Origin of the sequence: Pseudomonas oryzihabitans NBRC 102199, assembly GCF_000730625.1 — a bacterium.
Taxonomy (GTDB): Bacteria; Pseudomonadota; Gammaproteobacteria; order Pseudomonadales; family Pseudomonadaceae; genus Chryseomonas; species Chryseomonas oryzihabitans.
This window is the reverse complement of the sequence record NZ_BBIT01000013.1, coordinates 89,066-114,385: the sequence shown is the minus strand read 5'-3', so window position 1 is coordinate 114,385 and position 25,320 is coordinate 89,066. Positions and strand designations below refer to the sequence as shown.

General features: G+C 66.6%; 27 protein-coding genes. 16 read left to right on the top strand and 11 right to left on the bottom strand.

The window, feature by feature from the left end; all coding sequences use genetic code 11:
- Positions 1-92 precede the first annotated feature (92 nt).
- From hisI to POR01S_RS14280, 6 genes are read left to right on the top strand one after another with little or no spacing between them, the layout of a single operon-like run.
- Positions 93-494, top strand: coding sequence for a phosphoribosyl-AMP cyclohydrolase (gene hisI, locus POR01S_RS14305; RefSeq protein WP_007161607.1), 402 nt, complete (start codon positions 93-95; stop codon positions 492-494).
- A complete protein-coding gene (locus POR01S_RS14300; RefSeq protein WP_007161606.1) occupies positions 487-819 on the top strand; it encodes a phosphoribosyl-ATP diphosphatase in 333 nt (110 codons plus the stop codon). Before hisI ends, POR01S_RS14300 begins: the two co-directional genes overlap by 8 nt.
- Before the next feature lie 27 nt (positions 820-846).
- Positions 847-1,113, top strand: a complete 267-nt coding sequence (locus tag POR01S_RS14295; RefSeq protein ID WP_007161605.1) for a twin-arginine translocase TatA/TatE family subunit — start codon at positions 847-849, stop codon at positions 1,111-1,113.
- Positions 1,114-1,122: 9 nt separating this feature from the next.
- Entirely contained in the window at positions 1,123-1,479 is a 357-nt protein-coding gene (gene tatB, locus POR01S_RS14290) for a Sec-independent protein translocase protein TatB (protein ID WP_007161604.1), read from the top strand.
- Positions 1,476-2,273 (top strand): twin-arginine translocase subunit TatC, encoded by a 798-nt coding sequence (gene tatC, locus POR01S_RS14285; RefSeq protein ID WP_027602898.1) that lies wholly within the window; start codon positions 1,476-1,478, stop codon positions 2,271-2,273. The genes tatB and tatC overlap by 4 nt, the downstream gene beginning before the upstream one ends.
- Positions 2,270-2,980, top strand: a complete 711-nt coding sequence (locus tag POR01S_RS14280; protein ID WP_042136619.1) for a 16S rRNA (uracil(1498)-N(3))-methyltransferase — start codon at positions 2,270-2,272, stop codon at positions 2,978-2,980. Before tatC ends, POR01S_RS14280 begins: the two co-directional genes overlap by 4 nt.
- A 71-nt stretch (positions 2,981-3,051) precedes the next feature.
- Here the strand turns inward: POR01S_RS14280 and mdoH are convergent, their stop codons facing one another.
- The 4 genes from mdoH to pip form a co-directional block, all read right to left on the bottom strand.
- Positions 3,052-5,649 (bottom strand): glucans biosynthesis glucosyltransferase MdoH, encoded by a 2,598-nt coding sequence (gene mdoH / locus POR01S_RS14275; RefSeq protein ID WP_042136617.1) that lies wholly within the window; start codon positions 5,647-5,649, stop codon positions 3,052-3,054.
- Positions 5,642-7,162, bottom strand: a complete 1,521-nt coding sequence (locus POR01S_RS14270; RefSeq protein ID WP_222932115.1) for a glucan biosynthesis protein G — start codon at positions 7,160-7,162, stop codon at positions 5,642-5,644. Before POR01S_RS14270 ends, mdoH begins: the two co-directional genes overlap by 8 nt.
- A 213-nt stretch (positions 7,163-7,375) precedes the next feature.
- A complete protein-coding gene (gene dtd / locus POR01S_RS14265; protein WP_027602894.1) occupies positions 7,376-7,813 on the bottom strand; it encodes a D-aminoacyl-tRNA deacylase in 438 nt (145 codons plus the stop codon).
- Positions 7,810-8,775, bottom strand: coding sequence for a prolyl aminopeptidase (gene pip / locus POR01S_RS14260; RefSeq protein WP_027602893.1), 966 nt, complete (start codon positions 8,773-8,775; stop codon positions 7,810-7,812). The genes dtd and pip overlap by 4 nt, the downstream gene beginning before the upstream one ends.
- Before the next feature lie 132 nt (positions 8,776-8,907).
- On the opposite strand from pip, the gene POR01S_RS14255 reads away from it, so the two are divergent.
- Entirely contained in the window at positions 8,908-9,711 is an 804-nt protein-coding gene (locus POR01S_RS14255; RefSeq protein WP_042136613.1) for a cysteine hydrolase family protein, read from the top strand.
- A gap of 17 nt (positions 9,712-9,728) precedes the next feature.
- Here the strand turns inward: POR01S_RS14255 and POR01S_RS14250 are convergent, their stop codons facing one another.
- From POR01S_RS14250 to POR01S_RS14220, 7 genes are all read right to left on the bottom strand, one after another.
- A complete protein-coding gene (locus POR01S_RS14250) occupies positions 9,729-10,223 on the bottom strand; it encodes a YbhB/YbcL family Raf kinase inhibitor-like protein (RefSeq protein WP_081875220.1) in 495 nt (164 codons plus the stop codon).
- Between the two features lie 16 nt (positions 10,224-10,239).
- Complete coding sequence (locus tag POR01S_RS14245) at positions 10,240-10,803, bottom strand: lipocalin family protein (protein ID WP_007161595.1); 564 nt, start codon at positions 10,801-10,803, stop codon at positions 10,240-10,242.
- A complete protein-coding gene (locus tag POR01S_RS14240) occupies positions 10,800-11,054 on the bottom strand; it encodes a hypothetical protein (RefSeq protein WP_007161594.1) in 255 nt (84 codons plus the stop codon). Before POR01S_RS14240 ends, POR01S_RS14245 begins: the two co-directional genes overlap by 4 nt.
- A 64-nt stretch (positions 11,055-11,118) precedes the next feature.
- Positions 11,119-13,032: an arginine decarboxylase gene (speA, locus tag POR01S_RS14235; protein ID WP_007161593.1), complete on the bottom strand. Its 1,914-nt coding sequence runs from the start codon at positions 13,030-13,032 to the stop codon at positions 11,119-11,121.
- 86 nt (positions 13,033-13,118) lie between these two features.
- Positions 13,119-13,463, bottom strand: coding sequence for a translation initiation factor Sui1 (locus POR01S_RS14230; protein WP_042136611.1), 345 nt, complete (start codon positions 13,461-13,463; stop codon positions 13,119-13,121).
- 143 nt (positions 13,464-13,606) lie between these two features.
- Positions 13,607-14,158, bottom strand: a complete 552-nt coding sequence (locus tag POR01S_RS14225; RefSeq protein WP_042136609.1) for an NUDIX hydrolase — start codon at positions 14,156-14,158, stop codon at positions 13,607-13,609.
- Entirely contained in the window at positions 14,158-15,174 is a 1,017-nt protein-coding gene (locus tag POR01S_RS14220) for a DUF2333 family protein (RefSeq protein WP_007161590.1), read from the bottom strand. The genes POR01S_RS14225 and POR01S_RS14220 overlap by 1 nt, the downstream gene beginning before the upstream one ends.
- Positions 15,175-15,442: 268 nt before the next feature.
- Between POR01S_RS14220 and POR01S_RS14215 the strand changes: the two genes are divergently transcribed.
- The 9 genes from POR01S_RS14215 (at position 15,443) to fis (ending at position 25,295) form a co-directional block, all read left to right on the top strand.
- Positions 15,443-17,062: a response regulator gene (locus POR01S_RS14215; RefSeq protein ID WP_017641054.1), complete on the top strand. Its 1,620-nt coding sequence runs from the start codon at positions 15,443-15,445 to the stop codon at positions 17,060-17,062.
- A gap of 51 nt (positions 17,063-17,113) precedes the next feature.
- Positions 17,114-18,868, top strand: coding sequence for a protein-disulfide reductase DsbD (gene dsbD, locus POR01S_RS14210; RefSeq protein ID WP_042136607.1), 1,755 nt, complete (start codon positions 17,114-17,116; stop codon positions 18,866-18,868).
- 116 nt (positions 18,869-18,984) lie between these two features.
- Positions 18,985-19,431, top strand: coding sequence for a type II 3-dehydroquinate dehydratase (gene aroQ / locus POR01S_RS14205; protein ID WP_042136605.1), 447 nt, complete (start codon positions 18,985-18,987; stop codon positions 19,429-19,431).
- 53 nt (positions 19,432-19,484) lie between these two features.
- On the top strand, positions 19,485-19,952 hold the full coding sequence (accB, locus tag POR01S_RS14200; RefSeq protein WP_007161586.1) for an acetyl-CoA carboxylase biotin carboxyl carrier protein: 468 nt from the start codon (positions 19,485-19,487) through the stop codon (positions 19,950-19,952).
- A gap of 16 nt (positions 19,953-19,968) precedes the next feature.
- The gene (gene accC / locus POR01S_RS14195) at positions 19,969-21,315 is read left to right on the top strand and encodes an acetyl-CoA carboxylase biotin carboxylase subunit (RefSeq protein ID WP_027598936.1); all 1,347 of its coding nucleotides are present in this window, start codon (positions 19,969-19,971) and stop codon (positions 21,313-21,315) included.
- A 94-nt stretch (positions 21,316-21,409) separates the two neighbouring features.
- On the top strand, positions 21,410-22,285 hold the full coding sequence (gene prmA, locus POR01S_RS14190; RefSeq protein ID WP_042136603.1) for a 50S ribosomal protein L11 methyltransferase: 876 nt from the start codon (positions 21,410-21,412) through the stop codon (positions 22,283-22,285).
- A 108-nt stretch (positions 22,286-22,393) separates the two neighbouring features.
- Complete coding sequence (locus tag POR01S_RS14185; protein WP_042136601.1) at positions 22,394-23,833, top strand: DUF3426 domain-containing protein; 1,440 nt, start codon at positions 22,394-22,396, stop codon at positions 23,831-23,833.
- A 155-nt stretch (positions 23,834-23,988) separates the two neighbouring features.
- The gene (gene dusB / locus POR01S_RS14180; protein WP_027598939.1) at positions 23,989-24,981 is read left to right on the top strand and encodes a tRNA dihydrouridine synthase DusB; all 993 of its coding nucleotides are present in this window, start codon (positions 23,989-23,991) and stop codon (positions 24,979-24,981) included.
- A complete protein-coding gene (gene fis / locus POR01S_RS14175; protein ID WP_026083845.1) occupies positions 24,978-25,295 on the top strand; it encodes a DNA-binding transcriptional regulator Fis in 318 nt (105 codons plus the stop codon). The genes dusB and fis overlap by 4 nt, the downstream gene beginning before the upstream one ends.
- The last annotated feature ends 25 nt before the right edge of the window (positions 25,296-25,320 follow it).

The window sequence follows — 25,320 nt, the reverse complement described above, 5'->3', positions numbered from 1 at the left end:
TACACGCCCTCAGCCACTGGTGCCCTGCCGCTGTATTCGAGCCGCGTCTTGTGCGAGGCTGGTACCCTAAATTCGTAGTACTGAACAGACCGATGAGCGACTGGTTAGACGAGATCCACTGGAACAGCGATGGCCTGGTACCGGCCATCGCCCAGGACCCCACCTCGGGGCGCATCCTGATGATGGCCTGGATGAACCGCGAATCCCTGGCCCTGACCGCTGCCGAAGGCCGTGCCGTCTACTGGTCGCGTTCGCGCAACCGGCTGTGGCGCAAGGGCGAGGAATCCGGGCACGTGCAGCGCGTCATCGAGCTGCGCCTGGATTGCGATGCCGACGTGGTGGTGCTGCAGGTGGAACAGCTCGGTGGCATCGCCTGCCATACCGGCCGGGAAAGCTGCTTCTATCGCGTGTTGCGCGAGGGCCAGTGGGAGACCGTCGATCCGGTGGTCAAGGACCCCAGCGCCATCTATGCCGGAGGGCACGGCCATGACTGACACCCTCGCGCGCCTGGCGCAGGTGCTGGAAGAACGCAAGCAGGCCGCCCCGGACTCCTCCTATGTGGCCAGCCTCTACCACAAGGGTCTGAACAAGATCCTGGAAAAGGTCGGCGAAGAAAGCGTCGAGACCATTCTCGCCGCCAAGGACGCCGCCATCAGCCAGCAATACGACGACGTCATCTACGAGACCGCCGACCTCTGGTTCCACAGCCTGATCATGCTCTCGGCCCTGGGCCAGCATCCCCAGGCCGTGCTGGACGAGCTGGATCGTCGTTTCGGCCTCTCCGGGCACGCCGAAAAGGCCGCCCGCACTCAATCCTGACCCCAAGCTTCGCAACGAGGAAAGACCATGGGTATCTTCGACTGGAAACACTGGATCGTCATCCTGCTCGTCGTGGTGATCGTCTTTGGCACCAAACGCCTGAAGCATCTGGGCTCCGACGTGGGCGAGGCCATCAAGGGCTTCCGCAAGGCCATGCACACCGACGAGGACGACAAGGCCGAACAGCCGGCGCCCACCGCCAGCACGGCCAACCCGAATGCGCCCCTGAATCGTCCCCAGACCTTCGATGCCGAGCACCGCAAGGTCGAAGAGCCGGTGGTGCGCAAGGACTAAGGCCCCGCCATGTTCGGAATCAGCTTTCCCGAAATGATGCTAGTGGGGTTCGTCGCCCTGCTGGTGCTGGGCCCGGAACGCCTGCCCGGTGCCGCGCGCACCGCGGGTCTGTGGATCGGTCGCCTGAGGCGCAGCTTCAACAGCATCCGCCAGGAAGTGGAGCGCGAGATCGGCGCTGACGAAATTCGCCAGCAGCTGCGCAACGAGCATATCCTGTCCATGGAACAGCGCGACAACCGGCCCAAGCCTGCCGCCTCCACCCCGGAAGCTCAGACCCCACCGGCCGCCGTTGCTCCGCCCATGCCCCAGGACGTGGTTGCCGAACGCCCGCAGGATCCGCCCCAGACGCCGCCAAGAGCACCATGAGCGACAAGCCTTCCGAACACGATGACCAGGAAATGCCCCTGGTCTCGCACCTCACCGAATTGCGCACCCGCATCCTCAGATGCGTGCTGGCGACCTTTCTGATCTTTCTCGGGCTGTTCTACTTCGCCCAGAAGATCTATGCCTTCGCCTCCGAGCCGATCCGCCGCGTCCTTCCCGAGGGCGCGACCATGATCTCCACGGACGTCACCTCGCCGTTCCTCGCGCCCTTCAAGCTGACGCTGGTGGTGTCGCTGTTCATCGCCATGCCGGTGATCCTGCACCAGGTCTGGGGGTTCGTCGCGCCCGGGCTCTATCGTCACGAGAAGAAGGTCGCCATTCCGCTGCTGATCTCCAGCATCGTGCTGTTCTACGCCGGCATGGCCTTCGCCTACTTCCTGGTGTTCCCGATCATCTTCCACTTCTTCAGCAGCATCACGCCGGAAGGCGCCATGATGATGCCGGATCTGAACGCCTACCTGGATTTCATCCTGACGCTGTTCTTCGCCTTTGGCGTCGCCTTCGAGATCCCGGTGGCCACCGTGCTGCTGATCTGGATCGGCGTGGTCGACGTGGCCTACCTGAAGAAGATCCGTCCCTACGTCATCATCGGCTGTTTCGTGGTCGGCATGATCCTGACCCCGCCGGACGTCTTCTCCCAGACCATGCTGGCCGTACCCATGTGGCTGCTGTTCGAGATCGGCCTGCTGTTCGGCCGCTTCGTGCAGAAGCGCGAGCGCCCGCTGGGCGACGAAGACGCCGCCCCCGAAGCCCAACCGCCCGCCGAACGTCCGTGAATCTGATCCTGCTCGAAGCGGCCGACTTCATGGCCGCTGACCAGGTCGTGCTGCGCGATCCACGCCGTCTCGCCCATCTGCGCGAGGTCCACCAGGCGGCCGCTGGCGATCGGATGCGCGTCGGCCTGCTGGATGGTCTGATGGGTTCCGGCCAGATCGAGTCCCTCGACGCCGGCCAGGCCTGCCTGACCGTCACCCTCGACCAGCCACCGCCGGCCAAGCTGCCGCTCACTCTGCTGCTGGCCCTGCCCCGTCCCAAGATGCTGCGCCGGGTACTGCAGACCGTGTCCGCCATGGGCGTCGCGCGCCTGGTGCTACTGAACAGCTACCGGGTGGAAAAGAGCTTCTGGCAGACCCCGTTCCTGGAGCCCGCGGCTATCGAGGAGCAATTGCGCCTGGGACTGGAGCAGGCCCGGGACACGGTGCTGCCGGAGGTGCTGATCGAAAAGCGATTCAAGCCCTTCGTCGAGGATCGCCTGCCCGCGCTCGTCGCCGGCACCCGCGGCCTGGTCGGTCATCCGGGCAACTACCCGGCCTGCCCTCGCGCCCTCAACGAGCCCGTGACGCTGGCGATCGGTCCCGAGGGTGGCTGGATACCCTATGAGGTCGAAAAGCTGCAGGAAGCGGGTCTGGCGCCCGTACAGCTCGGTGAGCGCATCCTGCGCGTCGAGAACGCCGTACCCGCCCTACTCGCCCGCCTGTTCTAGCCCGATCACGGACAAGAAAAAGCCCCGGCGTCTCGCGACACCGGGGCTTTTTCAATGCGCGGAGCGCCTCCTCAGGAGGCGGGCCGCGGGGTCAGGCTGGCCGGACTGGCTGCGGCATCCACGGCCGAGTCGCTGTGGGAGCGCGGCCGCAGGGTGGCGTAGGCTTCCCGCCAGTTGCGGTGCTCTTCGGCCTTCCAGACCTGCAGGTGCAGTTGCGCCATGCCGTCCGGATCGCTGAGCAGACGCCACTGGTCGTCGCCCTTGGTCTTTTCCGGACCGGCGGCCAGGACCCGGGCCACCCGCTCTTCGCGCAGCCGGCGTGCCGGCTCCACCACCTTGCCGTGGCGACCGCGGGCCATGCCGATGGCCAGGGCATTGAGCACCGGATCGACGGTGGCGCGCAGGAAGCCCCTGGTCAGGGCATTGCGGTTGTTCAGGTGCAGGTACTCGTCGGTCGCCACCAGCTCGCGCGGCGGTGCGTACTCTTCCGGGATCAGGAACAGGTGATGGCGGCGACTGCCCAGACCCAGGTTGGTCCGGCTGGAAATCACCGACACCGGTGCCGACAGGATCAGCGACACCACGATGGGCGACAGCCACCAGAGGAAGCGCGGATCCAGCCAGGCCACGCCGGCGGTCCAGATCAGACCGAGCAGCATCTGCGAACCATGGCGGCGGAAGGCTTCGCTCCAGGGCGTGTCGTTGTCGTCCCGCTGGGGCGAATTCCACTGCACCGACCAGCCCAGGAAGGCGGCGGTCACGAACACCGTGTGGAACAGCATCCGCACCGGTGCCAGCAGCACCGAGAAGAGCATCTCCAGCATCATGGAAAGGAACAGCCGCAGGCCGCCACCGAATTCCTTGGCACCCTTGGCGATGATCAGCACCACGCTGAGCAGCTTGGGCAGGAACAGCAGGATCAGGGTGGTGGAGAACAGCGCGATGGCCTGCTCCGGATGCCACTGGGGCCAGACCGGGAACAGCTGGCGGGGCTGGAAGAAGTACTGCGGCTCCAGCAGCTTGTGGATCGCCAAGAGCGCCGTGGACAGCACCAGGAAGAGGAACCACAGCGGCGCCGACAGGTAGGACATCACCCCGGTGAGGAACACCGCGCGGTGTACCGGGTGCATGCCCTTGACCAGGAACAGCCGGAAGTTCATCAGGTTGCCATGGCACCAGCGACGGTCACGCTTGAGTTCGTCCAGCAGGTTGGGCGGCAGTTCTTCGTAGCTGCCCGGCAGGTCGTAGGCGATCCACACGCCCCAGCCGGAACGCCGCATCAGCGCCGCTTCGACAAAGTCGTGAGAGAGAATCGCACCGGCGAACGAACCCGTGCCCGGCAGCGGTGCCAGGGCGCAGTGGTCGATGAACGGCTTGACCCGGATGATGGCGTTGTGGCCCCAGTAGTGGGATTCACCCAGCTGCCAGAAGTGCAGGCCGGCGGTGAACAGCGGTCCGTACACGCGGGTGGCGAACTGCTGCAGGCGTGCATACAGGGTGTCCATGCCGGACGCCTTGGGCGCGGTCTGGATGATGCCGGCACGCGGATTGGCTTCCATCAGCCGGACCAGGCTGGCCAGGCATTCGCCGCTCATGACGCTGTCGGCGTCGAGCACCACCATATACTTGTACTGGCTGCCCCAGCGACGGCAGAAGTCGTCGATGTTGCCGCTCTTGCGCTTCACCCGACGACGACGACGGCGATAGAAGATGTGGCCGAAGCCACCAACCTCGCGGCACAGCTCCAGCCAGGCCTTTTCTTCGGCTACGCATTTGTCCGGATCGTTGCTGTCGCTAAGGATGAAGAAGTCGAAGTGCTCCAGCTCGCCGCTGGCGCGGACCGACTCGTAGGTGGCGCGCAGACCGGCGAAGACCCGTGGCACGTCTTCGTTGGCGATGGGCATCACCAGGGCGGTACGCGACTGGGGATCGATCGGCTCGGTGCCGGTGGAACTGGCCGAGATGCTGTACTTGTCGCGGCCGCTGAGCAGTTGCCAGAAGCCCATCAGGGCGGTCCAGAAACCGGCGGACACCCAGCAGAACAGCAGGGCGAAGAGCAGCAGGATGCTGGTCTGCACCACATAGGGCAGTACCTGGCGGATGGACTCGCCCCAGCCCTGACGGTAGACCTCGCCGAGATCGACCAGCGCCCAGCCCTGATAGGGCAGCACGGCCTTCATGTACCAAGTGGCGATGCCGGTCTGCACCAGCATCAGGATCAGCAGGATGAAGCGCCGGAAGGAACCGACCTTGCGCCAGTGCGCATGGGCATCGGCTTCGGGATCGGGTTGCCAGCGGCTGTGATCCTTGCGGCCGAGCAGCCGCTTCCAGCTCCGCGCCACGGGATTGGTGCGCCAGGGATCGGGCACCATCATGGAGCGGGTCATGGGCGGGGTGGCCTTGATGAAGACGCGACCCTGGGCATCGCTGCCCAGCAGCTCGCCATCCTCCAGGGTATCGTCCCAACCGGCGGCCAGACGCGCTTCGGTGGAGGCGATCACCGCCTCGGCACCCTGGGCGCCTTCGCCGCGGGCACCGGCCAGTTGCCGGTGCAGCGACTCGACGTCCGCCGTCTGGTCCAGCACCTGCCGTTGCCCGGCGGGCAACGGCAGGTGTTCGAGGTAGTCGCCAGCAGCGGCGACCGAGGTATCGCGGGTGGTGTTATTCATTGGCAGGTAGCTGGTAAGTCCAGGTTTCGCTGAGCGGTTTGTCACCCTGGGCGAGGTTGGCGCGCATTTCCACCGGCTTGGTCTGATCCTTGACCTTGAGTCTCAAGGTCAGGCGATAGCCCTTGGTAACCGGGTTGTAGCGCACAGAGTTCTCGACCAGTTCACCGTTGGCATCCAGGCTGACCTGGGAGCCGACCTGCGAATCCTCGGGCAGGTCATCGAGGTTCGGACCTTCGAAGTCGATGATGTAGGCCAGGCTGCCATCGGTCTGGCGCACCAGGTTGGACTGGCGCACGTCACCGGTGGACAGACGGGTCTGGGAGACCCAGGCCAAGTCCTTGGTGTGCAGGTTGGGTTCGTCGGTGGTGAAGTGCAGGCGATAGCTGACATCGATCGGCTGGCCCTTCTCCGGCAGGGTGTCCGGCGTCCAGAAGGCTACGATGTTGTCGTTGGTCTCGTCCGGGGTGGGGATTTCTACCAGCTCGACGTGCCCCTTGCCCCAGTCGCCCTTGGGCTCTACCCAGCCGCTGGGACGCTTGTCGTAGCGCTCGTCCAGGTCCTGGTACTTGTAGAACTCGTGGCCACGCTGCAGCAGACCGAAACCGCGCGGATTCTCGATGGTGTAGGTGCTGACCGACAGGCGGCGCGGGTTGTTCAGCGGACGCCACAGCCACTCGCCGTTGCCGGCATGGATGGCCAGACCGTTGGAGTCGTGCAGTGCCGGACGATAGTTGACCTGGGCGCTCGGCTGGTTGGGGCCGAACAGGTACATGCTGGTCAACGGCGCGATGCCCAGCTTGTTGACGTTGTCGCGCAGGAACACCTTGGCTTCGACGTCGACGGTGCTGTCCTTGCCGGGAGTCAGCACGAAGCGATAGGCACCGGTGGCGCGCGGCGAATCGAGCAGCGCATAGATCACCAGGTTGCGGCGATCCGACTGGGGCTGTTCGACCCAGAATTCGGTGAAGCGCGGAAATTCCTCGCCGGACGGCAGCGCGGTGTCGATGGCCAGGCCACGGGCGGACAGGCCATAGACCTGGTTCTTGCCGATCACGCGGAAATAGCTGGCGCCGAGCATGGTCATCAGCTCGTCATGCTTGTCCGCCTTGTTCAGCGGATAGAGCACCTTGAATCCGGCGAAGCCGAGATCCTTGAGCTGGGCCTGGTCGACCTGCAGGTTGCCGAAGTTGAACATCGATGGATCGTATTTGATCTCTTCGACATTGTTGGCGGTGACCTCGTTGATCTTCACCGGCACGCTGTAGTGCATGCCCTCGTGATAGAAATTCAGGCGGAAGGGCGTCTTGGCATCCTTCCAGTAGGCCTTGCCCTGATTGAAGGTGATCTGCTGATAGTCGGCATACTTCATGCCGCTGAAGGATGCGGGCAGGTTGCTCTTGGGCGCGACGAATTTCTGGCCGGAGAGTTCTTTGGCCTTGGCGGCCACGTCGTCCAGGCTGAAGGCCAGGGCCTGGGCACTGAACAGACCCAGAGCGACGGAGAGCCCGATCAGGGCGAAGCCCTGCTTGCCCGGCTTAACTTTGGAATGAGATAACACGCAGCCTCCTAAATCAGCGTACGAATACGTTTGGCGACGGGTGGTCGCGAAACGGATAGGCAGAGGTCCGACTCCCGCAGGGGTCAATGATTCCCCAGTTGGACGACCGTTCAAACTCGAACTGCGCAATCATAGACACTTGGCAGGGCGCTGTAAGGGGCGCCCTCACTAAATCGACAATAAAAATGTCACTGGTCCGTCGTTGACCAGGGAAACCTGCATGTCGGCGCCGAAACGACCGGTCTGGACCTCGGGATGAAGGTCGCGGGCGAGGCCTACCAGATGGTTGAACAGCCGCTCGCCCTGGGCCGGTGGCGCGGCGCTGGAAAAGCTCGGCCGGCGGCCGCTGCGGGTATCGGCGGCCAGGGTGAACTGGGAGACCAGCAGCAAGCCGCCGCCGACGTCCTGCAGGGACAGATTCATGCGCTGCTCGCCGTCGGCGAACACCCGGTACTCCAGCAGTCGCTTGAGCATGCGGCTGCAGGCGGCCTCGTCATCCGCAGGCTCGATACCGACCAGGACCAGCAGGCCCGCGCCTATGGCGCCGACCGTATGGCCCTCAACCTCGACGCTGGCGCGGCTGACCCTTTGCAGCAGCGCCTTCACTCGGCCTCCTGCGGCAGATCGAGCAGCTGGCGGGCGATCTGATCGGTCGCCCGCACCAGGGCGTCGCAGATACCGGGCTCGCTGGCCGCATGACCGGCGTCGCGGATGATCTGCAATTCGCTGCCCGGCCAGGCGTGGTGCAGGGCCCAGGCATTGTCCAGCGGGCAGACCATGTCGTAGCGGCCGTGCACGATCACCGCCGGGATATGGGCGATCCGGGGCATGTCGCGCAGGAGCTGGTCGGGCTCGAGGAAGGCATTGTTGATGAAGTAGTGGCACTCGATGCGGGCGATGGCCAGGGCGTGCTCGCTGAATTTCTCCAGCACGTCGGGATTGGGCCTCAGGGTCACCGTACGCCCCTCCCAGCAGGACCAGGCGCGCGCGGCGGACATCTGTGCCAGTTCGTCCGGACCGGTCAGGCGGCGATAGTAGGCCTGGATGAGGTTGCCGCGCTCTTCCTCGGCGATGGGGTGCAGATAGTCCTGCCAGAAATCGGGAAACAGCCGGCTCGCGCCTTCCTGGTAGAACCACTGCAGATCCACCGGGCGGCAGAGAAAGATGCCGCGCAGGACCATGGCCTTGACCCGCTCGGGATGGCGCTGGGCATAGGCCAGCGCCAGGGTCGACCCCCAGGAGCCACCGAACAGCACCCATTGCTCGATGCCCAGGTGTTCGCGCAGGCGCTCGATGTCCTCGACCAGGTGCCAGGTGGTGTTGTTCTCCAGGCTGGCATAGGGCGTGGAGCGACCGCAGCCGCGCTGATCGAAGGTGACGATGCGGTAGAGATTGGGATCGAAGAAGCGCCGGCTCAGGCGATCGCATCCGGAGCCGGGTCCGCCATGGATGAACAGCACCGGCAGACCATCCGGCGAGCCGCTCTCATCGACATAGAGCACATGGGGCGCTTCGACGGCCAGCTCGTGGCGGGCGTAAGGCTTGATTTCCGGATACAGATTCAGCATGTCGCGCTCCGCGGGGCAGGGTCGGCCCCTTCATCATAGACCTGCACCTTACCGGGTTTCCACGCTACCCGGGCTTGCTTCGCGTCCAGTGGCACCCGCACCATCGACGGCCAGTCGCCCGAGGAGATCGCCATGTCCCATGCCAAGCTGCAGTTGCTGCTGATCGATCCGCAAAACGATTTCTGCGACCTGCCGGGTGCGGCCCTGCCGGTGCCCGGTGCGGTGGCCGGACTGCGGCGCGTCGCGGCCCTGATCGAGCGCCTGGGTGCCCGCCTCAGCGGGGTGCAGGTGACCCTGGACTCCCATCAGCCGCTGCACATCGCCCATCCGCACGGCTGGCAGGATGCCCAGGGCCAGCCACCGGCGCCCTTTACCCAGATCGGTGCGGACGAGGTGGCCAGCGGTCGCTGGCAGACCCGTGATCCAGCCGAACGTGCCCGGGCGCTGGCCTATGTGCAGGCGCTGGAAGCCGGGGGTCGCTATCGCCTGGTGATCTGGCCGGAGCACTGCCTGGTGGGCGGCTGGGGCCATGGAGTGCAGCAGGATGTCCATCAGGCGCTCAATGCCTGGGGCCGGCAGCAGGGACGCCTGGTGGATTTCATCGCCAAGGGCGGCAATCCCCATACCGAACATTATTCGGCGCTGCGCGCCGAGGTCCCGGATCCGGCGGACCCGGGCACCGCGGTGGACGCTGGCCTGATCGCCCGCCTCCAGGCGGCCGATACCCTGTTGATCGCCGGCGAGGCGCTTTCGCACTGCGTGGCCAGCACCGTTCGCGATCTGCTGGAACTCTGGCCGCGGGAGAGGCGCCAGGACCTGGTGCTGCTGACCGACTGCAGTCATTCGGTGCCGGGCTTCGAAGCCCAGGGCGACGCCTTCCTCGCCGAGATGCGCGCCGCCGGCATCCGCCTGGCGACCTCGACGGAGGTGCTCTAGCCCGTCCGTCCGAGGCCCTACTTGATCTCGTAGAGACCGGTGTAGGTCGCCGAAGCCAGCTGATTGAGGTGGATCATGAAGCGACCGACCGCATTGGTCGCGTCCGCCGGCACCGGCAGCTGATCGACCTTGAGCGCATGCAGCTGGAAGATGTAGCGGTGCGGCTTGTCACCCTTGGGCGGCGCCGCGCCGCCGAAGCCGCGGGTGCCATAGTCGTTGATCAGCTGCAGGGCGCTTGCCGGCAGACCCGAGCCATCGGCGCGGCCGGCGTCTTCCGCCAGGCCCTGGGTACCGACCGGGATGTTGACCACCACCCAGTGCCAGAACCCGCTGCCGGTGGGGGCGTCCGGATCGTAGACGGTCAGCGCCAGGCTCTTGGTATCCGCCGGCAGATCGGACCACTGCAGCGCGGGCGAGATGTTGTCGCCGTGGGCACCGAAGTCGGCCACGTCGAATTCGTGGCGCTTGGGCATGAAGGCGTTGTCGGAAAAGGCATCGGTCCAGAGTTTCACGGAGAGCTCCTGTGGCCTAGGGCATGTGGGCGTCGGTCTCACGCCAGACCAGACGATTGAGGTTGTAGCCCTTCTCGCGAGCGATGCGCAGCAGCTTTTCGCTCTGCGCCGCGGAAATGTCGGGCTTGCGCGCCAGCAACCAGAGGTACTTGCGATCCGGACTGCCGACCAGGGCGGTCTTGTAGTCGTCGTCGACATAGAGGATCCAGTAGGGTCCCTTGGCGACATTGGGCAGGACACCGCTGAACCAGGTGTCGAAGCGCACTTCCAGGCGATCGGTCACGCCCGGCTTGATCGGGGTGGCGGTGCCGGTGGCTTCCTCCACCTTGCCGTCCAGGGTACGGCAGCGGTTGAACACGGCGACCGAGCCGTCGGCCATGACGTGATAGTTGGCTTCGGACTGGGCGCACTTGCGCTGGAAGAACATCGGCAGCCGCGCCACCTCGTACCAGTGTCCCTGGTAGCGCTGCAGGTCGACATTGCCCGCGGTGAGCGGCGGGACTTCGCGCGGGCCGCTGGCGCAGGCCGCGAGCAGTCCGGCGGCACCCGCCAGCAGTAGCAGTTTGGTAGAGGTTTTCATCGCAGACCCTGCCCGGCGAACATCGCCACCTTATCGTTGAGATACTGCACGCTGATGAAGGAGCCGCGATCGCCCCAGGTACAGGTGGTGACGCCCAGGGCACCCGCGCATTCCGTGGGTGCACCCAGGATCTGCTCCACCTCGGCCTTGGTCTGGCCGGCCTTGAGCCGGGAATAGTTTTCCTGATTGACCTTGCCGCAGCCGGCCAGCATCAGACTGCCCACCAGCAACAGCGCCAAGCGCCCTTTCATACCTCTGCTCCTCCATCCTGACGGCAAGGCTATAGAGCCCGCCCGGCCGCCAGGGTTCGCTTCGTCAGCCGGCGAGATAGGAGGAACGGGTCAGGCCCAGGCGCATGGCGTCGAGGAACTGGGTGCGCTCGCGCGCGGTGAGGCGCGCACTGGCGACCTTGTCGCGGTAGTAGGTCATCAGCTCCTCGGGCGAGAGGTGCACGTACCTGAGCATGTCCTCGATGGTGTCGTGGGTCTCGATGCCGCCGTGGCGCACACTGCCGTCGGCGTCCTGGTAGACGTTCACCGAATCGGTGTCGCCGAACAGGTTGTGCATGTCGCCGAGGATCTCCTGATAGGCGCCCACCAGGAACACCGCCAGCAGATAGTCCTCGCCCTCGCGCACCTCGTGCACCGGCAGGCTGGTCTCGATGCTCTGCTCGTCGACGTACTGCTTGATCTTGCCGTCGGAGTCGCAGGTCAGGTCCTGCAGCACGGCGCGGCGCACCGGCTCCTCGTCCAGGCGCGTCAGGGGCACGATGGGCAGGATCTGGTCGATGGCCCAGGTGTCGGGCAGGCTCTGGAACACCGAGAAGTTGCAGATGTACTTGTCGGCCAGCTTGTCGTTGAGTTCGTCGAGCACCTGGCGGTGGGAGCGCTGGCGGGCCTTGAGCTGGTTGTAGAGGCGACGGCAAATGGCGAAGTAGCACTGCTCGGCCAGGGCCTTGTCGCTCAGGCTCAGGGTGCCGGCGGCGTACTGGGCGGCGGCTTCGCTGACGTATTGGGTGGCGCGCCAGTAGGTCTCGGTGACCATCTCCGGATCGGTGTCGCCGAGCAGCTCGGCCAGCCACTGCACCACCTCGGCCTTGCCTTCGAAGCGCTCGCTGGCCGGCACGCTGTCGTTGTGGCGCTCGACGTCGGTGACCTGCATCACCAGCATGGCGTGGTGGGCGGTCATGGCGCGACCGCTTTCCGAGAAGATGTTCGGATGCGGCAACTCCTGCTGGTCGCAGAATTCCTTGAGCATGCCGACCACGGTACCGGCGTAGTCGTCCATGTCGTAGTTGATCGAGCTGGCGTTGCGCGAGTGGGTGCCGTCGTAGTCCACGCCCAGGCCACCACCGACGTCGATGTGGTCCAGCGGCAGACCCAGGGCGCGCAGCTCGGCGTAGTAGCGGATGGCTTCGCGGAAGCCCTGGCGGTAGTCGGCCAGGTTGGCGATCTGCGAGCCCATGTGGAAGTGCAGCAGGCGCACGCCCTGCTCCAGGCCGGCGGCGCGGAAGCGCTCGATCACCGACAGCAGCTGGGCGGCGGAGAGACCGAACTTGGACTTCTCGCCACCGGTGTCGGCCCATTTGCTCGACGCCAGGGACGACAGCCGCACGCGCAGGCCGACCTGGGGCGTGACCTTGAGCTCGGCCGCCTCCTCGATCACCAGCGGGACCTCGGATTCCTTCTCGATGACGATGAAGACGCTGTGGCCCAGCTTCTGGCCCATCAGCGCCAGGCGGATGAATTCGCGGTCCTTGTAGCCGTTGCAGACGATGGTGCCACCCTTGGGCGCCAGCGCCAGCACCGCCATCAGCTCCGGCTTGGAACCGGCTTCCAGGCCGATGGAGACGTCACGGGTGGCGATGATGTTTTCCACCACCGCTTCCTGCTGGTTGACCTTGATCGGATAGAGGGCGGTGTAGCGGCCCTGATAGTCGAGGCGCTCGATGTTGCGATCGAAGGCACCGGTCAGGTGGCGCACCTGGCCCTGGAGGATGTCGGGGAAACGCACCAGCAGCGGCAGCGACAGCCCCGCTTCGCGCAGCTGGCCGACCAGCACATGGAGGTCGATCGGCTGGCCGTCCGGGCCGTGGGGGCGGACTTCGACGTTGCCGGCGTCGCTGATGGCGAAGTAGCCGGCACCCCAGTGGCGAATACCATAGACGCTGCGGCTGTCCGCCACGGTCCACTGGCTGCCGTCATCTTTGCGCGTGCGTCGTGGGGACATTCGCGGGAATCTCCTGTAGGGAATCTTGCTTTGGATGGACCGCCGCCAGGGGCGGTAAGTTGTACGCGGAGGCTGGAAGGCCTGGCCTAGCCGCCCGATCTCTTGGTCTTGAAGCCGCGTTTTTCGAGTTCGCCGAGCAACAGGTCGACATGGTCCCCCTGGATCTCGATGACGCCATCCTTGAGCGCCCCGCCGGTGCCGCAGCGGCGCTTGAGCGCGCTGGCCAGGTCCTTGAGCGCTTCCTCGCCCAGGGGCACGCCGCTGACCGTGGTCACCGTCTTGCCGCCACGGCCCTTGGTCTCGCGGCGCACCCGGGCGATGCCGTCGCCCGCCGGAGCCGGCGCCTGGGGTTCTTCCGGGCGAATGCGGCCGACGTCGGTGGAGTACACCAGCCGGCTGAGATCCGACAGCGACGAGGTTTTCTTGCTCAAGGGACGGTCCTCCCAGTCGGGTTCAGGCGCCGGGCGCCTGGAGGAAGCCTTGGACGCAGCGCCGGCCGGCACGGGCCGCGCTGGTCCGGGGCCGCGCAATGTAGCAGCATCGTCCGCGGATGCTAAGGCGCGAATGCGAGAAATTAAGGCAGGGATGCGACATCCGCGCGGCTGAGCGCCAGCTGCAGGGCTTCCAGCGAATCCGGGCAATAGGGCCGCTCGCGTGCGTCGTCGAGGATGGCCGCCGGGGCCAGGAAGCGCGCCTCCAGTACCTCTTCCGGTTGCAGCCGCAACGGACCGTTCCAGCGCGCGCTGAACACGCCGCCCCAGAGACGATTGCCCGGCTCCTCGAAATAGAAGGTGCCATGGGCGCGCAGGGGCACGCCGCTGACGCCCAGTTCCTCGGCCAGCTCGCGAGCGGCCGACTCCGCATAGCTCTCGCCCGGTGCCACCATGCCGCCGGCGGCGACGTCCCAGTAGCCCGGGTAGAGCGCCTTACTCAGGGTGCGCCGGTGCACGCAGAGTTCGCCGGCGTCATTGAACAGGAGGATGAAGGTGCAGCGACCGATCAGGCCGCGGGCACGCAGTTCCGCCCGCGGCAATTCACCCTGGATGCGGTCGTCGCGATCGACCCAGACCACCCGTTCCCGGTCGGAGGCGGCGCGATGCGCCGCTTCGCGCGCGTCCGGCGTCATCAGCCCTGTTCCAGCAACTGGCGCAGGTCGATGATGGCGGCGTTGGCGCGGGAGATATAGTTGGCGATCACCAGCGAGTGGTTGGCCAGAATGCCGAAGCCGCTGCCGTTGAGGATCATCGGACTCCAGACCGGCTGCTGCGCCGCTTCCAGTTCGCGGATGATCTCGCGCACGTTCACCGTGGCGTTCTTCTTGGCCAGGGTGTCGGCGAAGTCGACCTCGATGGCGCGCAGGATGTGCGACAGCGCCCAGGCCTGACCGCGGGCCTCGTAGAAGACATTGTCGATCTGCAGCCAGGGCGTCTCGACGCGCTGCTCGTGCACCTCCGGCACCTGGCCGGCGGGGATGTCCTGGTTCGGCCGCACCTCGGCGTCCAGGCGAACCCGACCGACGCTGGCGGACAGCCGCTGGGACAGCGAACCCAGGCGGGTCTCGACGTCACCCAGCCAGTTGCGCAGGTTGTCCGAACGCGAATAGAAGTAGGCGGTGGGCTGGCCCTGGGCATTCTGGCCACCCAGGCGCGCCAGGTAGCGGTCCAGGGAGGCGATGCCGGCGCGGTATTCCGATTCCGACGAGGGCATGGCCCAGCTGTGGTTGTCGAAGTTGAAGCGCGGCTCAGCCTGGGCCAGGTCGACGTCCTCGGTGGACTGCGACTGGGAACGGGCGAAGTCCTTGCGCAGGGCGCGCGCCAGGTCGCGGGTCTGCACCAGCACGCCGTATTCCCAGGACGGCATGTCGTCGAGCCAGAGGCCCGGCGGGAAGATGTCGTTGGAGAGATAGCCACCCGGTTTGTCCAGCAGGGTACCGGCCACCTGCTTGAGGGTCTCGACCGTGGTGTAGCCAAGCACCAGCTTGCGCCCGCTGGCAGCGGCCGCCTCCTGGGCATGCTGCTGCACCGGGAAGAAATCCGGTTCGCGACTCCAGTACCAGCCTATCGCCAGGGTGACCAGCAGGTAGAGCGCGACCAGCACTGCCACCAGCCGGAGCCATCCCGACCTCAAGTTCCACTCCCGCATGGGCAATTCCTTGCAATGTTTTCAAAGGTGTTGGCGCTTGGACCCCTGCCCGCGGCGCCGGTTGCGCAGCCTTGGCGGCCGGCGCGGGCGCCAGGCACCCGGGCAGCCGCTTCCGAGACTAGGGTAACAGGCGACGGACGCTACTCCAGAAGCGACCGACAGTGTCCATGCGAGCGGCATAGTCGCCGCTAACCAGGGTACCGCCTCTCCCCTGCCCGCCAGCAATTGGTAGCATAGGGCCACCACCTCAAGAATGACGGAACAATTCGTGAGCGAACCAGATGATCCGAGCCGGGACCGCCTCAAGCTGCACTTCGCGCAACGGGTCATCCACCAGTCGCGCCAGGTGCTGGAGATCTGGCAACGGCTGCAACGAGACGAGTGGACGGCCGGCAGCCTGGTCGAGCTGACCGACGCCAACGCACGCCTGTTGCAATACGCCAAGCGCTTCGAGCAGCAGGGCCATGCCGAGCTCGCTGAGGCCATCGGCGCCTCCCTGGCCCAGGTCGCCGCCAATCGCGGTCGCCTCAACAGCCAGGCCATCACCGAACTCAGCCTGGCCATGCAGAGCCTGTCGCGCACCGGACTGCGCCAGGGTGACCAGCTGGAAACCACCAGCCTGCCGCCGCTGCGCAAGCCGATCTACATCGCCCTGCTCGACACCGAGCGCGCCGAGCGCCTGGCGCAGCAGATGGAATACTTCGGCGTCACCATCCAGATCATCCACGGCGCCGACGACTTCCGCGCGATGATGGACAGCCGGCACCCGGCGGTCATCGTCATGGACGTGGACTTCGGCGGCGCGGGTGCCGGCATCCAACTGGCGCTGGAGGCCCAGACCGGTCTGGAGCGCAAGCTGCCGGTGCTGTTCTACAGCCACCAGGAAGCCGACACCCCCTTTCGCCTGGCCGCGGTGCGCGCCGGCGGCCAGGAGTTCTACACCGGCACCCTGGATTCGGCGCGGCTGCTGGAAAAGATCGAGACCCTCACCCGCACCGTCTACTACGATCCGATCCGTGCCCTGGTGGTGGACGACTCCCGCGCCCAGGCCATGGCCACGGAAATGGCGCTCAACAGCGCCGGCATCGTCACCCGCACCCTGATGCAACCCGGCGCGGTGATGGCGCACCTGGCCGAATTCGTGCCCGATCTGATCATCCTCGACATGTACATGCCCGAGTGCACCGGCACCGAGCTGGCCAAGGTCATCCGCCAGCACGAGCGCTATGTCAGCGTGCCCATCATCTACCTGTCGGCCGAGGACGACCTCGACAAGCAGCTGGACGCCATGAGCGAAGGCGGCGACGACTTCCTCACCAAGCCGATCAAGCCGCGCCACCTGATCGCCACCGTGCGTACCCGCGCGGCCCGGGCGCGCAGCCTGCAGGCGCGCATCGTCCAGGACAGTCTCACCGGCCTGTACAACCACACCCACACTTTGCAACTGCTGGAAGACGCCTGCTTCCGCGCCCGGCGCAGCCAGCGGCCGATCACCTTTGCCATGCTGGACATCGACCACTTCAAGCAGGTCAACGACCACTACGGCCATCCCATGGGCGATCGGGTGATCAAGAGCCTGGCGCTGTTCCTCAAGCAGCGCCTGCGCAAGTCCGACCACATCGGCCGTTATGGCGGAGAGGAATTCGCCATCGTGCTGCCCGACACCGACCTGGCCACCGCCACCCGCCTGATCGACGAGATCCGCCAGCGCTTCGCCGAGATCCACTATCCGGCGCCGCCCAAGGAACTCAGCTGCACCTTCAGCGCCGGCGTGGCGCAGCTGCAGCCCGGCCAGGAGATGCCCGCGCTGGCCAAACAGGCGGACGAAGCCCTCTATGCCGCCAAGCATGCGGGACGCAATTGCGTACGCCAGTACGGCCAGGACTGACCAGCCAGATGCCTCTGCTATGATCGGCCGCTGCCGATCGCCGAGAAGCCCATGCGTGTCCTGCTGTTCCTGCTCACCCTGCTGCTGACCCTGCCCGCCGCCGCCGGGCTGTTCGATGCGCCACGCCCGAGCGCCGCGCTGGGCCTGGACGGTCAGCGCCCCAGTCAGCCATTCCTGCCGGTGGATCAGGCCTTTCGCCTGGAGCAGCGCCGCGACGCCGAGGGCCGTCCCCAGCTGCGCTTCACCATCGCCGAGGGCTACTACCTCTATCGGCAACGCTTCGCCTTCGACGCCGACCCCGGCCTGCTCACCGCGCCGGTAGCCCTGCCGCCCGGCGAGCCCAAGCACGATGAATGGTTCGGCGACGTCCAGGTCTATCACGCCGGCGTCGACATCCCCCTGCCCCTGGCGCCCGACCGCGGCGGCCAGATCAAGGTGACCTACCAGGGCTGCGCCGATCGCGGCCTCTGCTATCCGCCGGAAACCCGCACCCTGGACATCGCCGGCCCTGCGCTTGCGACCCCGGCGGCCACCGTGCCCGTCCCCGCTCAGCTCGACTGGCACAGGATCCTGCTGGCCTTTCTCGCCGGACTCGGGCTGACCTTCACCCCCTGCGTCCTGCCGATGCTGCCCATCGTCTCGGCGGTGGTTCTGGCCGGCAAGGCGCGCCCCGGACGTGGCCTGCTGCTGGCGCTGGCCTACGTGGTGCCCATGGCCCTGAGCTTCGCCGCCCTGGGCGCACTCATGGGCGTCTTTGGCGCCAGTCTCAATCTGCAGGCGCAATTGCAGTCGGCCTGGGTGCTGATTCCCTTCGCCGCGCTATTCGCGCTGTTCGCCCTGGCCATGTTCGGTCTCTTCGAACTGCGCCTGCCGGCGGTCCTGCGCGAGCGCCTGGAGCAGCTGGCCAGCGGCACCCGCGGCGGTTCCCTGGGCGGCGCGGCCACCCTGGGCGTGCTCTCCAGCCTGATCGTCTCGCCCTGCGTCTCGGCGCCCCTGGCGGGCCTGCTGCTCTATATCAGCAGCACCGCCGACTGGCTCGGCGGCGGACTGGCGCTGTTCGCCCTGGGCCTGGGCATGGGTACCCCACTGATCCTCATCGCCGCCGGTGGCGGCGCCCTGCTGCCACGCAGCGGCGCCTGGCTGGTGGGCATGCGCAATGCCTTCGGCGTCCTGTTGCTGGCGGTAGCCCTGTGGCTGCTCGAACGGCTGCTGCCGGGGCCGCTGGCGCTGGCCGCCTGGGGCCTGCTGGCGGCCGGCGTCGGGCTGTTTCTCGGCGCCCTGGAATTCGTACCCAAGCCACCCCGTCAGCGGCTGCTGCAACTCGCCGGCCTGACCCTGGTGGTTTACGGCGCGACCGCCGGTATCGGCGCCCTGCGTGGGGCCAGCGATCCCCTGCGACCGCTGGGCGACGCCGCGGCGCCCGCCGTGGCCGGCCGCGCGGACGTCATGCACAGCCTCAGCGATCCGGCGGCCCTGGCCAGCCGTCTCGGCCAGGGGCGACCGGTGCTGGTGGACGTCTATGCCGACTGGTGCATCAGTTGCAAGCTGATCGAGCGCGAGGTGTTCGGCAATCCCGAGGTCCAGGCGCGTTTGCGCGACTTCACGCTGATCCGCTTCGATATGACGCAAAGCACCCGGGAACAGCGGCAGTGGCTGGAACGGCAGGGACTGTTCGGTCCGCCAGCGATCCTGTTCTATGCCGGCAGTGGCCAGGAGCAGACCCAGGCGCGCATCGTCGGCGAAATCGACGCCGCGGGTTTTCTCGCCCGACTCGGTGAAGCAAAAAGGCTTATCGCCAGCGATTAAAAGAATTTCGCCCAACGTGCGGGCATTTCCGGCAAACGTCTAGCGACTGGACAGTCACCTCCGGTTGCGGCATAGTCCGCGGCCAATCTGGTTGCGAAATCGCGAGGCAAGTGGCTATGGCGCATCTGCTGGTACTGCACGGGCCCAACCTGAATCTCCTGGGCACCCGCGAGCCGGGCGTCTACGGGGCCACCACCCTGGCCCAGATCAACGCCGATCTCGAAGCCCGCGCCACTGCGGCGGGGCATCGCCTGCAATACCTGCAAAGCAACGCCGAGCACCTGCTGATCGAACGCATCCATGCCGCGCGTGACGAAGAGGTGGATTTCATCCTCATCAATCCGGCTGCCTTCACCCATACCAGTGTCGCCCTACGTGACGCCTTGCTCGCGGTGAGCATCCCATTCATCGAAGTGCACCTGTCGAACGTGCACAAGCGCGAGGCCTTCCGCCACCATTCCTATTTTTCCGACGTGGCGGTCGGTGTCATCTGCGGGCTCGGTGCCAGTGGCTATCGCCTGGCCCTGGAAGCCGCCTGCGAACAGCTCGCCGCCCGCGGCTGAGCGCGACTCAATATCCAGAACATCACCAGAACCCGAGGGGAGAGCCAACGCCAATGGACATCCGTAAAGTCAAGAAACTGATCGAGCTGCTGGAAGAGTCCGGTATCGACGAGCTGGAAATCCGCGAAGGCGAAGAATCCGTCCGCATCAGCCGCAACACCGGCCGCGGCCAGGGCATGCAGACCGTCTACGCCGCTGCCCCCGCTCCGGTCGCCGCCCCGGCCCCGGCTGCCGCGCCGGCCGCTGCCGCTGCACCCGCCAGCGAAGCCGCCGCGCCGCAACTGACCGGTAACGTGGCGCGCTCGCCCATGGTCGGCACCTTCTACCGCGCCTCCTCGCCCACCACCCCGGCCTTCGTCGAAGTCGGCCAGCAGGTGAAGAAAGGCGACATCCTGTGCATCGTCGAAGCCATGAAGATGATGAACCACATCGAAGCCGAAGCCAGCGGCACCATCGGCCAGGTGCTGGTCGAGAACGGTCAGCCCGTCGAATTCGACCAGCCGCTGTTCACCATTGTCTAAGCCCGTGGAGCCCACGATGCTGGAAAAAGTCCTGATCGCCAACCGCGGGGAAATCGCCCTGCGCGTGGTGCGTGCCTGCAAGGAGCTGGGCATCAAGACGGTGGCGGTTCATTCCACCGCCGACCGCGAACTGATGCATCTGTCCCTCGCCGACGAATCGGTGTGCATCGGCCCGGCCCCCTCGCCCCAGTCCTACCTGAACATCCCGGCCATCATCAGTGCCGCGGAAGTCACCGGCGCCACCGCCATCCACCCCGGCTACGGCTTTCTCGCCGAGAACGCCGACTTCGCCGAGCAGGTGGAGCAGTCCGGATTCGCCTTCGTCGGCCCCACCGCCGACGTGATTCGCCTGATGGGCGACAAGGTGTCCGCCAAGAACGCCATGAAGCAGGCCGGTGTGCCCACCGTGCCGGGCTCCGACGGCGCCCTGCCGGATGACGAGGCCGAGTGCCTGCGCATCGGCCGCGAAGTCGGCTATCCGGTGATCATCAAGGCCGCCGGTGGCGGTGGTGGTCGCGGCATGCGCGTGGTCGAGGACGAGGCCGAGCTGATCAAGTCGATCAAGCTGACCCAGACCGAAGCCGGCGCCGCCTTTGGCAACTCCATGGTCTACATGGAGAAATTCCTCGGCAATCCGCGTCACGTGGAAGTCCAGGTGCTCTCCGATGGCCAGGGCAACGCCGTGCACCTCTATGACCGCGACTGCTCGCTGCAGCGTCGTCACCAGAAGGTCATCGAGGAGGCGCCTGCGCCCCAGATCGACGAGAAGGCCCGCGAAGAAGTCCTGGCACGCTGCGTCAAGGCCTGCATCGACATCGGCTACCGCGGCGCCGGCACCTTCGAGTTCCTCTACGAAGACGGTCGCTTCTACTTCATCGAGATGAACACCCGCGTGCAGGTGGAGCATCCGGTGACCGAGATGATCACTGGCGTCGACATCGTCAAGGAGATGCTCAGCATCGCCGCGGGCAACCCGCTGTCGATCAAGCAGGAAGACATCAAGATCACCGGTCACGCCATCGAGTGCCGGATCAACGCCGAAGATCCCAAGACCTTCATGCCCTCTCCGGGCCTGGTCAAGCACTACCATGCACCGGGCGGCAACGGCGTGCGGGTGGATTCGCACCTGTACAGCGGCTACAAGGTTCCGCCGAACTACGATTCGCTGATCGCCAAGCTGATCACCTGGGGCAAGACCCGCGACGAGGCCATGGCCCGGATGCGCAATGCCCTGGACGAGCTGATCGTCGACGGCATCAAGACCAATGCCGATCTGCACCGGATGCTGACCCGCGACCAGGCCTTCGGCCAGGGCGGCGTGAACATCCACTACCTGGAGAAGAAGCTCGGCCTGCGCCACTGAGGACGTGACGAGCTCTGATTCAGCGAACGGGCTGCCCTCGGGCAGCCCGTTTTCATTTACCCTCCCCGCTTTGACCCGATTCAGGTAGCCCTCCATGTCCTGGCTGCAAGTCCGCCTCGCCCTCACCCCCGCCCAGGCGGAAACCTACGAAGACCTCATGCTCGAACTGGGCGCCGTCTCGGTGACCTTCATGGACGCCGAGGACCAGCCGATCTTCGAGCCGGATCTCGGCACCACCCCGCTGTGGTCCCAGACCCACCTGCTGGCGCTGTTCGAAGGCGATACCGACGCCGCCGCCCTGGAGCAGCGCGTGCAGCTCCTGGCCAACGGCCTCGTCTACGAGGTGGAGCGCCTGGAAGACCAGGAATGGGAACGCAGCTGGATGGACAACTTCCAGCCCATGCGTTTCGGCCAGCGACTGTGGATCGTGCCCAGCTGGCACGAGGCCCCGGAACCCGAGGCGGTCAATCTGCTGCTGGATCCGGGCCTGGCCTTTGGCACCGGCACCCACCCCACCACCTCGCTGTGCCTGCAGTGGCTGGACGGTGAACCGGTCCAGGGCCTGCAGGTGCTGGATTTCGGCTGCGGTTCGGGCATCCTCGCCATCGCTGCCCTGCTGCTGGGCGCCGAGCGCGCCGTGGGTACCGACATCGACGTCCAGGCCCTGGAAGCCTCGCGGGAGAATGCCAATCGCAACGGCATCGACCCGGCACGCTTTCCGCTGTACCTGCCCGCCGATCTGCCAGGCGAGCCGGCCGACGTGGTGGTGGCCAACATCCTCGCCGGTCCGCTGGTCGGCCTGGCCGAGCAGATCACCCGCCTGACCCGCATCGGCGGTCGCCTGGCCCTTTCCGGCATCCTCGCCGAGCAGGCCGAGGACGTGCGCGCCGCCTATGCCGGCTGCTTCGACCTGGAACCCACCGCCACCCTGGACGGCTGGGTACGCATCAGCGGCACCCGTCGTCGCTGACCTGCGCACCGCCACCGGTCCGCTCACCCGGCGGCCCGGTGGAGGCCCTTCTTTCGCCAGGGCCTTCGGGTACACTAGCGCGCTTCACTCCCTGGCTGTCGCCTCGCCATGACCGAATCCCTCGTCGCCCAGTGTCCGCATTGCCATACCCGCTTCCGCGTCACCCAGGAACACCTGGCTGCCGCGGACGGCGACGTACGCTGTGGCGTCTGCCTGGAAGTGTTCAACGCCAGCAACCAGGCCGCGCCCCTGACGGCGCCGCAGCCCATGCCCGTGCCACCCGCGCCCGTGGCCGAACCGGCACCGACGCCCAGTGAAGCGGCCTGGCCCCATGACGAACTGGACCTGAGCCACCTGGAGCTGGACGCCGAGGTCGCCCGCCTGGGCGCCTTGGAAGAACAGCGCCGCGCGCCGGCAGCACCTTCCGCAGCAGCAACGCCGCCCGCCGTGGCCGCGCCGCGGGAAGAACCGGCACCGGCCCAGGGCCTGGCGGCCCATCGCCCCCAGGACGACGAAGACCCCTTCGAACTGCCGTCGCTCGGCGCCGCCTCCGCCGAGCGCGAACCCGAGCCGGAATCCCTGCGCCTGCCGGCCGAACCCGAGGTCGAGTTCGAGCCGCAGCCCGCCCCCTTGCCGCTTCCCGCCGCCGAGCCGGAATCGGAGCCCGAGCCCGAGCCCGCCGTGGAGGTCCGGCCGGAGCCGGACATCGCTCCCGTGCCGACGGCAGCACCGGTGGCACCGCTCGCGGCCACGCGCGCCCCGCTCAAGCCCGCCCCGGCCACGCCGCCCGCGCCCCTCACCACCGCGCCCCCGCGTGAACGCCAGGAGCCGGCACTCGGGCGAGTCGAAGCCGACGACGACGAACGCGCCGAACCCGGCCTGGGTCGGCTCGACGACTGGCAGGAGCCCGTTGCCGAACCCCTCAGCGCCGCGCGCGACGGCGACGACGAGCCGCTGCCGGCCAAGGCCACGACCGCCCTGCGCAGCGAACCGGAATGGCAGGACGATCCCCTGCTGGACCTGCACGACGATCCGCTGCAGCTGGACAGCCAGCCACGGCGCCCGCACTGGGGTCGCCGCCTGCTGTGGATCCTGCTCTGCCTGCTGGCGCTGCTCGGCCTGGCCGGCCAGTACGTCTATTACCACTTCGACGAACTGGCGCGGCAGGACAGCTATCGCCCGCTGTTCGTCCAGGCCTGCGCCAGCCTGGGCTGCAAGGTGCCGTCCAAGGTCGATGTCCAGCAGATCCGCAGCAGCAACCTGGTGGTGCGCAGCCATCCGCAATTTTCCGGGGCCCTGCGCGTAGATGCCATCCTCTACAACCGGGCGCCCTTCTCGCAGCCTTTTCCGCTGCTGGAATTGCGCTTCGCCGACCTCAACGGCCAGTTGCTCGCCAGCCGCCGTTTCAAGCCCGGCGAGTACCTGAACGGCGAGCTCAAGGGCCAGGACGAGATGCCGCCGCAGACGCCGATCCACATCGCCCTGGACATTCTCGACCCCGGTCCGCGCGCGGTGAACTACAGCCTGAGCTTCTTCTCGCCGGAGTAGCGCCAGGGCGAATTGCTCATAAACTAGCCAACTCGCGCTTTATCCGGAGGCGGCGAGCGGGTATCATTCCCAACCCTTTTCAAGCACAGCAGCCCCTGTCCGCGGCCGGTTTCCGGCGCAGGCGGAACAGGCGCCTATTCGCCAGGGAAAAAGATATGTCGATGGTACGCATCGGCCCTTATACCTTGCCCAATCCGCTGATTCTCGCGCCCATGGCCGGGGTCACCGACCTGCCCTTCCGGCGCCTGTGCCTGGCACTCGGCGCCGGCATGGCCGTGTCGGAAATGGTGACCAGTGACGTGCGGCTCTATGACAGCCGCAAGTCGCGGCTGCGCCTGATCCACGCCAGCGAGCAGGAACCGCGCTCGGTGCAGATCGCCGGCGGCGATCCGGCGATGCTGGCCGAAGCAGCCCAGCGCAATGTCGAACTGGGTGCCCAGATCATCGACATCAATATGGGCTGCCCGGCGAAAAAGGTCTGCAACAAGGCCGCCGGCTCCGCGCTGATGAAGGACGAGGTCCTGGTGGCCGAGATCCTCGCCGCCGTGGTGGCCGCGGTGGACGTTCCGGTGACCCTGAAGATCCGCACCGGCTGGAATCCCGAGAATCGCAACGGCCTGCGCATCGCGCAGCTGGCCGAAGCCGCCGGCATCCAGGCACTGGCCGTGCACGGCCGCACCCGTGACGACAGGTTCCTGGGCGCCGCCGAGTACGACACCATCGCCGCGATCAAGCAGGCGGTCGGTATCCCGGTGTTCGCCAATGGCGACATCGACAGCCCGGAAAAGGCCCGGCGCGTGCTCGAGCACACCGGCTGCGACGGCCTGCTGATCGGCCGCGCCGCCCAGGGCCGCCCCTGGATCTTCCGCGAGATCGCCCACTACCTGGCGACCGGCGAGCACCTGGCGGCGCCGAGCGATGCCGAGGTGGAGGCCATCCTGCTGGAGCACCTCGACGCCCTGCATGCCTTCTATGGCCCGGAAATGGGCGTGCGCATCGCCCGCAAGCACGTCGGCTGGTACCTGGCCGACCGGCCAGGCGCCGCGGAATCGCGCGCCCAGTTCAACCGACTGCAAGACACCCAAGCCCAGCACGCCAGCATTCGCGCGTTCTTCGCGCAGCCCCCGATCGGGAAGCAGGTGGCATGAATTCGATGACCGAGACTTTGACTGGAACAGCGCCCGTGAGTGACAACGGCGACCTCAAGCAGCACCTGACCGCTCCCCTGCAGGAGGGCCAGACGCTGCGCGACAGCGTGGAAAAGGCGCTGCGCAACTATTTCGCCCACCTCGATGGGCAGCCGGTGACCGACGTCTACAACATGGTGCTCTGCGAAGTGGAAGCACCCCTGCTCGAAAGCGTGATGAATTACGTCAAGGGCAACCAGACCAAGGCATCGGAGATGCTCGGGCTCAATCGCGGCACCCTGCGCAAGAAGCTCAAGCAATACGACCTGCTCTGATCCGCCTCATCGCCGGCGGCCCAGG

What these genes read in the sequence shown, in the direction of transcription:
- hisI (WP_007161607.1), top strand. Translation starts at nt 93, where the DNA reads ATGAGCGACTGGTTAGACGAGATCCACTGGAACAGCGATGGCCTGGTA.
- POR01S_RS14300 (WP_007161606.1), top strand. Translation starts at nt 487, where the DNA reads ATGACTGACACCCTCGCGCGCCTGGCGCAGGTGCTGGAAGAACGCAAG.
- POR01S_RS14295 (WP_007161605.1), top strand. Translation starts at nt 847, where the DNA reads ATGGGTATCTTCGACTGGAAACACTGGATCGTCATCCTGCTCGTCGTG.
- tatB (WP_007161604.1), top strand. Translation starts at nt 1,123, where the DNA reads ATGTTCGGAATCAGCTTTCCCGAAATGATGCTAGTGGGGTTCGTCGCC.
- tatC (WP_027602898.1), top strand. Translation starts at nt 1,476, where the DNA reads ATGAGCGACAAGCCTTCCGAACACGATGACCAGGAAATGCCCCTGGTC.
- mdoH (WP_042136617.1), bottom strand. Translation starts at nt 5,649, where the DNA reads ATGAATAACACCACCCGCGATACCTCGGTCGCCGCTGCTGGCGACTAC.
- pip (WP_027602893.1), bottom strand. Translation starts at nt 8,775, where the DNA reads ATGCTGAATCTGTATCCGGAAATCAAGCCTTACGCCCGCCACGAGCTG.
- POR01S_RS14255 (WP_042136613.1), top strand. Translation starts at nt 8,908, where the DNA reads ATGTCCCATGCCAAGCTGCAGTTGCTGCTGATCGATCCGCAAAACGAT.
- POR01S_RS14245 (WP_007161595.1), bottom strand. Translation starts at nt 10,803, where the DNA reads ATGAAAACCTCTACCAAACTGCTACTGCTGGCGGGTGCCGCCGGACTG.
- POR01S_RS14240 (WP_007161594.1), bottom strand. Translation starts at nt 11,054, where the DNA reads ATGAAAGGGCGCTTGGCGCTGTTGCTGGTGGGCAGTCTGATGCTGGCC.
- speA (WP_007161593.1), bottom strand. Translation starts at nt 13,032, where the DNA reads ATGTCCCCACGACGCACGCGCAAAGATGACGGCAGCCAGTGGACCGTG.
- POR01S_RS14225 (WP_042136609.1), bottom strand. Translation starts at nt 14,158, where the DNA reads ATGACGCCGGACGCGCGCGAAGCGGCGCATCGCGCCGCCTCCGACCGG.
- POR01S_RS14220 (WP_007161590.1), bottom strand. Translation starts at nt 15,174, where the DNA reads ATGCGGGAGTGGAACTTGAGGTCGGGATGGCTCCGGCTGGTGGCAGTG.
- dsbD (WP_042136607.1), top strand. Translation starts at nt 17,114, where the DNA reads ATGCGTGTCCTGCTGTTCCTGCTCACCCTGCTGCTGACCCTGCCCGCC.
- aroQ (WP_042136605.1), top strand. Translation starts at nt 18,985, where the DNA reads ATGGCGCATCTGCTGGTACTGCACGGGCCCAACCTGAATCTCCTGGGC.
- accB (WP_007161586.1), top strand. Translation starts at nt 19,485, where the DNA reads ATGGACATCCGTAAAGTCAAGAAACTGATCGAGCTGCTGGAAGAGTCC.
- accC (WP_027598936.1), top strand. Translation starts at nt 19,969, where the DNA reads ATGCTGGAAAAAGTCCTGATCGCCAACCGCGGGGAAATCGCCCTGCGC.
- prmA (WP_042136603.1), top strand. Translation starts at nt 21,410, where the DNA reads ATGTCCTGGCTGCAAGTCCGCCTCGCCCTCACCCCCGCCCAGGCGGAA.
- POR01S_RS14185 (WP_042136601.1), top strand. Translation starts at nt 22,394, where the DNA reads ATGACCGAATCCCTCGTCGCCCAGTGTCCGCATTGCCATACCCGCTTC.
- dusB (WP_027598939.1), top strand. Translation starts at nt 23,989, where the DNA reads ATGTCGATGGTACGCATCGGCCCTTATACCTTGCCCAATCCGCTGATT.
- fis (WP_026083845.1), top strand. Translation starts at nt 24,978, where the DNA reads ATGAATTCGATGACCGAGACTTTGACTGGAACAGCGCCCGTGAGTGAC.